The following is a 6,686-nucleotide window of genomic DNA, read 5'->3' as shown; positions in this document are numbered from 1 at the left end:
ACCACGCTGAGCGACTCCATTACGATCACATGCGCACCCTCAATCCGGAGGGGGCACTCACAACCTGAGCTCTCCGGAAAAGCCGGGGTGGATCATCGGTGTCACCGTAGGGGCGATGTGTCCTATCCGGCCGAACGTGATCTGGGCGATGGACTTCCAATTCGACACCCTCGCTGATGGTCGTACGATCAAGCTACTCAACATCATTGATGAGTACACCCGAGAGTGCCTGGCCATCGAGATCGGCAGGTCAATCGACGCCGACCAAGTGGTCGCAGTCCTTGACACGCTGGCTTTGACCCGCGGGGCGCCGGTCTACGTGCGGTTCGACAACGGCCCCGAATTCGTCGCCCACGCCGTACGCGACTGGTGCCGATTCACCGGCACCGGAGCCTTGTTCATCGACCCCGGTTCGCCATGGCAGAACGGCTGGATCGAATCGTTCAACGGTCGACTACGCGATGAACTGCTCAACTCGTGGCGCTTCGATTCTCTGCTCGAAGCCCAAGTGATCACCGAGGATTGGAGGACCGACTACAACACCGCCAGGCCCCACAGCGCCCACGGCGAACTCAGCCCCGCTGAATTCGCTCTACAGTGGACCACGACCCACCAATCCCAAGCCGCATAGCGACTGGACCACCAAACGGGTCCCCCTCACCATCAAGTCGCGCATCGCGCTGGAGCCGCAATGGCCGCCCATTCGGTGTGGATAGGTGTCGAGCAATGACTCGGACATTGTCATGGTCTCCCTAGTGGTGGTGGACACTGTGCGACGGGATCTGGCCGACAGGTGGTGGCACGGGTGTTCGAGCGGGCAGTAACCTGCGGCGGTAGCCCGCCGGAGCGCACACTATGCGCGGAATGCGTCGGACGGAGCTGGCCGTCCCGAGAAGATCAGAGGGCCGTAGGCATGCCGCAGGCCCGCCAGGATTTCCTCGAGGGGCAAGTCGTTGTAGACGCCGCGTTCGTGCACGTACTCCATGTGCGCGGAGCCGTCCGCCGCGTGCGCGTGAAACAACGCGTCGCGATCGCCGGTGAAGTCGATAGGTGGGACCCCGAATCGAGTGCACAATTCAATGTTGAACGCGGGTGTAGCTTTCAACCAGCGCCCCTCGATGTAGACGTGGCTGTATCCGTGATATACGAAGACGTCGGTTCCCATGAGTTCGCGCAGCGCGTCGGTCTGCAGATGATTGCGTACATCAGCGAAGCCGAGCCGGGCCGGTATGTTTGCCGCGCGGAACGCGGCTGTCAGTACGACCGCTTTGGGTACGCAGTACCCACGTCCGGACTCGATGACATGGCTGGCCCGGTAATGATCGGGCTTGTCAGAGACGGTGTAGGGGTCGTAACGGATCTGGTCTCGGACTGCGGCGAAGAGGCGCCGCGCCTTCTCGCGATCGGTGTCCGCGTCGCCGACCGCGTCTTGGGTGAAGGCCTGCACGGTCGCGTGATGGATGTCGAGGAAGGTCGATGCTGTGAGCGCCGCCGCCGGCCTTTCCGCTGCCGCGGGTGATGTGGTCATGGTGTGGCTCCGATCAGTTCGGACCTGTCGAGCGACGAACGCTGTGCGATCGTACGCTTCGCGTTCATGAAATCCTTGGGTCTGTTGACGCAGTCCGCGGCGATCAGCTCGCCGTCGTTGAAGTAGTAACAGGTGAAGTCACGGTCGTGGTCAGGGTCACCGCTGACCAGTACCTCGTCGTACCCGGTGTTGAGCCCGGCGATCTGCAGCTTCAGATCGTATTGATCGGACCAGAACCAAGGCAGCGCGGTGAGACCGGCTTCGTTGCCGCAGATGGTCGCTGCCGCGACCTTGGCCTGCTCGGTGGCGGCCGCCACACATTCGAGGCGGACGCGCCTGTCGTACCGTGCGATCCGTTGGTTGACGCAGTCGCCGGCGGCGACGATGTCGGGGTCGCTGGTGCGTGCATGGTCGTCGACGATGACTCCGTCGTCAACCTCGAGGCCCGCGGCGACCGCGAGATCCGTGTTGGGAATGATGCCGACACCGACGATGACGAGGTCCGCGGCCAGGGTCTCACCGTCGGCGAGCACCACCTCTTCGACTCGCCCCTCCCCGCGAAAACCCTCGACCAACGCGCTGGTGCGAACATCGACACCCTCGGTCCGGTGGGTACGGTCGAAAAACCTCGAGACCACCGGCGCGGTCACCCGCTCGAGCACGCGTTCCGCAGCCTCGAGAACAGTGACGTCCACACCCTGAGCTCGAAGTGAGGCGGCCGTCTCCAGGCCGATATAGCCGCCGCCGACGATGACGGCCCGGCAACCTGGCACCACCGCGGCACGGATGGCCTCGACGTCGGTGGCGGTGCGCAAGTAGTGGACGCCCGTCAACTCGGCGCCCGGAACGGTCAGCGCGCGGGCGCGCGCGCCGGTGCACAGTGCCAGCGTGGCGTAAGACACCACGTCTCCACTGTTGAGGGTGACGGTGTGCGCGGAACGGTTGATCGCCGTCGCCGTTCCGTCCACGAGCTCGATCCGCTGCTTGTCGTAGAACTGACGTCCGCGGATCGCGCAGTCATCAAGCTGTGATGCACCTGCCAGGTATGCCTTGGACAGCGGTGGACGCTGGTAGGGGAGCCTGCCCTCGTCGCCGATCAGCAAGACATCCCCGGCCCATTTCTCCTTTCGGAGAGCGCCCGCGAGTTGGACGCCGGCGTGGCTCGCGCCGAGGATGACGACCTGATCAGCCGTCACATTTCCCCCTTGGGGGTCAGGCGAACCATCATCTTGCTGATCCCACGGACAAAGTTCGATTGCACGTACTCCGGCTCACCCACCACCTCGATGTTGTCGAAGCGAGGGAGGAGCTCCTCCCACAGGATGCGTAGCTGGAGCTCGGCGAGCCGGTTGCCCATGCAGCGGTGTACACCGAAACCGAACGCGATGTGGTTGCGGGCGTTGGCCCGGTCGATGATGAGCTCGTCTGGACGCTCGAAGACGCGCTCGTCTCGGTTGCCCGAGGCGTACCACATCACCACCTTGTCACCCTTGCGGATGAACTGGCCGCCGAGCATGACGTCCTTCTTGGCGACCCTGCGCATGTAAGCAAGAGGGGTCTGCCAGCGGATGATCTCCGACACCGCGTTGGGGATGAGGTCGGGGTTGGCCTTGAGCTTCTCGAACTGCTCGGGGTATTCGTTGAGGGCCAGCACTCCGCCGCTCATGGAGTTGCGGGTCGTGTCATTGCCGCCGACGATCAGCAGCACGAGGTTACCGAGGAACTCCATGGGGCGATCGTCGAGGAGGTTCTTGGTGTCCTCGTTGCTTTGCAGCATGGTGATGAGGTCGAAGCCAGGCTCTTCGCCGGCCACGGTACGTGCCGCCTTGTCCCGCCACAGCGAACTCAGGCCTTGCGCCATCGCGACCATCTCACGGAAGACCCTGTCGTTGTCCGAGGGGCCGCCGTTGGCCTGCTCCATCGAGGTCGCGAGGTCGGACCATTCGACCAGCTTGTGCCGCTTGTCGTAAGGGAAGTCAAGTAGCGTCGCGAGCATGCGTGCAGTGAGTTCGATCGACACAGTCTGGACCCAGTCAAACGGCTCGTTGAGTGGGAGGCCGTCGAGGACTTCGCGGACGCGCGCGCGGATGAGCCCCTCCATCTCACGAAGGTTCTTCGGAGCCACCACGCCCTGCACTGCGGCGCGCTGCTTGTCGTGCCGGGGCGGATCCATCGCGATGAACATCGCGATGTCCATGAAACGCGGGGGCCTGCCGATGATGATGAACGGTTCGGCGGAGAACGCCTCGTGATTCTTGTCGACCGCGATGATGTCGGCGTGTCGCGTGACCGACCAGAACGGACCGAAGGGGCTCTCCGAACGGAAGTGCACCGGCGCCTCGTTGCGGACACGCTCGAAGTACGAGCGCCACATACCCTGGCGATACAGGAACGGGTTACTCAGGTCGATTTCGGCGAGATCGACCTCGTCCACCGGCGGGATCGGGGTCTCGGTGAAGATCTTCTGGCCGTCGGTCCTTGTGACGATTCGGCGGGTCTTGTCATAGACATGCGCCCCCCGGATCTGAAGGTCGATCGGGATCATTGATTGCGCCTTCTCGGCGACGGTGGCTGCGATGCTCATGATTGCATTCCTTCGTCGTTGCGGGTCAGAGTTGGAATTCCGGGAGGCGAACAGTCAGGCCGTCCCACTCCTCAGTCGCGATCATCTGGCAGGACAGCCGCGAGGTTCCTTCCCGTTCCGGATGCATGCTCAGCATCTCTTCCTCGCCCTCGCCGCTGCGCCCGACGGTCTTGATCCACGCCGGGTCGACAATGACGTGACACGTACCGCAGGCCGCTTCGCCACCACAATCACCGTCGATGCCGGGGACGGCTTCGTCGACGGCGGTCTGCATGAGCGACTTCCCCTCCACGAGATCGGCTTCGTAGTCGTCTCCATCGTGGGTGATGTATGTGATCGTGGCCATGGCCACCTCCTTGCACGTATGAGGTTCCCCTTGAGTGTGAATGTGCGGATCCCGACCGATCCATGTGTGAACGTCGCAATCTGTTGTTAATCTGGCTCACGTGACCCTCGGTGAATCCGGTGTGCCCCCGTTGGCGTTTGCACAGCTTCTCGACAGCGGTGCGCTGGGCACGGAGGCGACGAGCGCATTCGGTCGGATAATGGCCCAGGAGGGCACCGACCTCAGAACGTTGATCACGCAAGAAGCGCAGGTGCCGATGCAATGGTTTCATGACGTGTATCCGACGATGGGGCCGCACGACGGGTTTCGGCTGGGCCTCGCATTCGCTGAGCACGCTCAGCTGACCTCCTTCGGTCCACTGAGCCTGCCGCTGGTCAGTGCCGGGTCGGTCGTTGACATCGTCGAGTTGCTTCGTTTTCTGCCGTTGATCTCGACGGCGCTAAGTGCGGACTTTCATCATGGCGCCAGTGGTCTTACCATCGGTCTCGCAGGGCGCACCGACAGCGCGGGTACCGACTGCTTTGCCGTCACTTATGGGGGCCTGACCGTTCTGCGTCTGGTGAAAATACTCACAGGAGATGTGTCCTCAGCAGAGTTACACCTGACCTGCCCGGCGCCGACCGAGCCGCTGAACGTGGGAGAGATAGGGCATCGAGTCGTCTTCGATGCGCCAGCGTCATTTGTTCGCATACCAGCCGAGGCGCTTCATGAGGTGTGCCGCTTTTCCGATCCCGTCGCCTACCGGATCGGTACCGCCGAACTGCGACGGCTCTGCGATCAGCGGCGTCACAACTCGTACACGCAGCGCGTCCGAGCCCAGTTTGATGCAGACCCTGCTCGAGTCAACGCTAGTCGGATCGCAGCAGAGCTGTCGGTATCGGTAAGCACACTCAAACGGCACCTACACGCCGAGGGCACCACCCTGCGCCGCCTACGACAGCAATTCATGCAGGAGCACGCCATCCTCCGACTTCTCGATCCCGGCGTCGGAATCGGCCAGATTGCTACCGAACTGGGGTACTGCGACGTCGCAAGCTTTTCTCATGCGTTTGCTCGGTGGGTCGGCTGCTCCCCGTCGCAGTTTCGACTTCGACGTGCACGCCCGCCAGCCGCATGAATGCTCGACCAGCCCAATCGGGGCGTCAGCTGATTACACCACAACGAATTTCGCGACTGGTTCATAACGTTTCGATACGGTAACCCGGGCCCGCCCCGTCCGAAGCGCACGGTCGTTACAAGTCAGCCAGCATCGCCTACGCGGCAATTCTCAGCCACACCTCAACGTCTGCCGCCTCGCCGAGGACACCAGCCGGTTCGTTCTAGCCACCGTTATGGCATTCACCGAACGAATCCAGTCGGGCCTTCGGGACATTGCAACACCGCAGCAACGACGTTTGATAGACGCACATATGCGATACCGCCACGAGAATGTTTCGGTCGTCACCCTCGACCGCGAGATCATGATCACCGACGACGGTTTTCGCACACCAACTGCCCGACCGACCGACAATCTGGGCGGCCTGCTACGTCACGTAACGAGGCCATTCGCCGCATCGAGTGACGACGATCACGCCATGTTAATGTTAACTAGCCGCAATTTCCCGCTTGCCGAATACGACATGGGGCCGAGGATGATGCCGGCCGGCGCGGGAGGACGACTCGGGCGCCATCTTTACCCCTCAGCCAAGACGCGCACCCGTGACGAATACATTTGACACCGAGCATGACCGACTCTGCCACAGCCGCTTTAGCTGGTAAGGAAACGTGTCAGAGTAGGACGAGTTGTCGGCGCCGAACGTCCGCCGATGTCGCGGACGGCCGATGGTTCGAAGTCAGGCAGAGAGGGAGCCGATCGCTGCTTGCTCGCCGTCGCGGCCACTCCATGTTGCTATCCCTCCGATGAGAACTGCGCCCATGGCGCCTCCCGTGCGGCCGCGGGGCCACTGAATCCCCGTCCGCTCGATCTGGTCCTGCACCAGATTTGCTCAGCCAACAGCTACGGCTTCTTCTCCGGCAGTGGCCAACACCCCTTCACCGGAGTGCCCCATTCCATGAGACATGCCGCCCTCAGGGGTGACGTCGCTTGACAGCCAGACGTAATCCAGCTCGTCATCCTCGCGAATCTGGCGATGCTGACGTGTAAGGGCTCGGGACATGCTTGACGTCGTGTCGTCGGGACATCGTTGACGTCTCACGCTTGTCGGTGGTCGCAGTCAGAGTGTGGGGGG

6 protein-coding genes and 1 pseudogene are annotated in these 6,686 nt (G+C 62.6%); 3 read left to right on the top strand and 4 right to left on the bottom strand.

What is annotated here, in order from left to right:
* Positions 1 to 94 precede the first annotated feature (94 nt).
* Positions 95 to 631, top strand: a pseudogene (locus tag ACWETB_RS23680) (integrase core domain-containing protein); the annotation flags it as partial.
* 222 nt (positions 632 to 853) lie between these two features.
* On the opposite strand, the gene ACWETB_RS23675 reads toward ACWETB_RS23680, so the two are convergent.
* From ACWETB_RS23675 to ACWETB_RS23660, 4 genes are read right to left on the bottom strand one after another with little or no spacing between them, the layout of a single operon-like run.
* Positions 854 to 1,528, bottom strand: coding sequence for a transglutaminase-like domain-containing protein (locus ACWETB_RS23675; RefSeq protein ID WP_005195131.1), 675 nt, complete (start codon positions 1,526 to 1,528; stop codon positions 854 to 856).
* A complete protein-coding gene (locus ACWETB_RS23670) occupies positions 1,525 to 2,724 on the bottom strand; it encodes an NAD(P)/FAD-dependent oxidoreductase (protein ID WP_005195132.1) in 1,200 nt (399 codons plus the stop codon). The genes ACWETB_RS23675 and ACWETB_RS23670 overlap by 4 nt, the downstream gene beginning before the upstream one ends.
* On the bottom strand, positions 2,721 to 4,112 hold the full coding sequence (locus ACWETB_RS23665) for a cytochrome P450 (protein WP_005195133.1): 1,392 nt from the start codon (positions 4,110 to 4,112) through the stop codon (positions 2,721 to 2,723). The genes ACWETB_RS23670 and ACWETB_RS23665 overlap by 4 nt, the downstream gene beginning before the upstream one ends.
* Positions 4,113 to 4,137: 25 nt before the next feature.
* Positions 4,138 to 4,458 carry a 2Fe-2S iron-sulfur cluster-binding protein gene (locus tag ACWETB_RS23660; RefSeq protein ID WP_005195134.1) on the bottom strand — a complete coding sequence of 107 codons (321 nt, stop codon included), beginning with the start codon at positions 4,456 to 4,458 and terminating at the stop codon, positions 4,138 to 4,140.
* A 100-nt stretch (positions 4,459 to 4,558) separates the two neighbouring features.
* On the opposite strand from ACWETB_RS23660, the gene ACWETB_RS23655 reads away from it, so the two are divergent.
* Together ACWETB_RS23655 and ACWETB_RS23650 are read left to right on the top strand one after the other, a co-directional pair.
* On the top strand, positions 4,559 to 5,575 hold the full coding sequence (locus ACWETB_RS23655) for a helix-turn-helix domain-containing protein (protein WP_005195135.1): 1,017 nt from the start codon (positions 4,559 to 4,561) through the stop codon (positions 5,573 to 5,575).
* 214 nt (positions 5,576 to 5,789) lie between these two features.
* Positions 5,790 to 6,173 (top strand): hypothetical protein, encoded by a 384-nt coding sequence (locus ACWETB_RS23650; RefSeq protein ID WP_223372675.1) that lies wholly within the window; start codon positions 5,790 to 5,792, stop codon positions 6,171 to 6,173.
* Positions 6,174 to 6,686: the final 513 nt, after the last annotated feature.

The organism is Gordonia sp. NPDC003950, assembly GCF_053605205.1.
The sequence above is the reverse complement of the archived record's forward strand: the minus strand, read 5'-3'. Positions and strand labels throughout refer to the sequence as shown.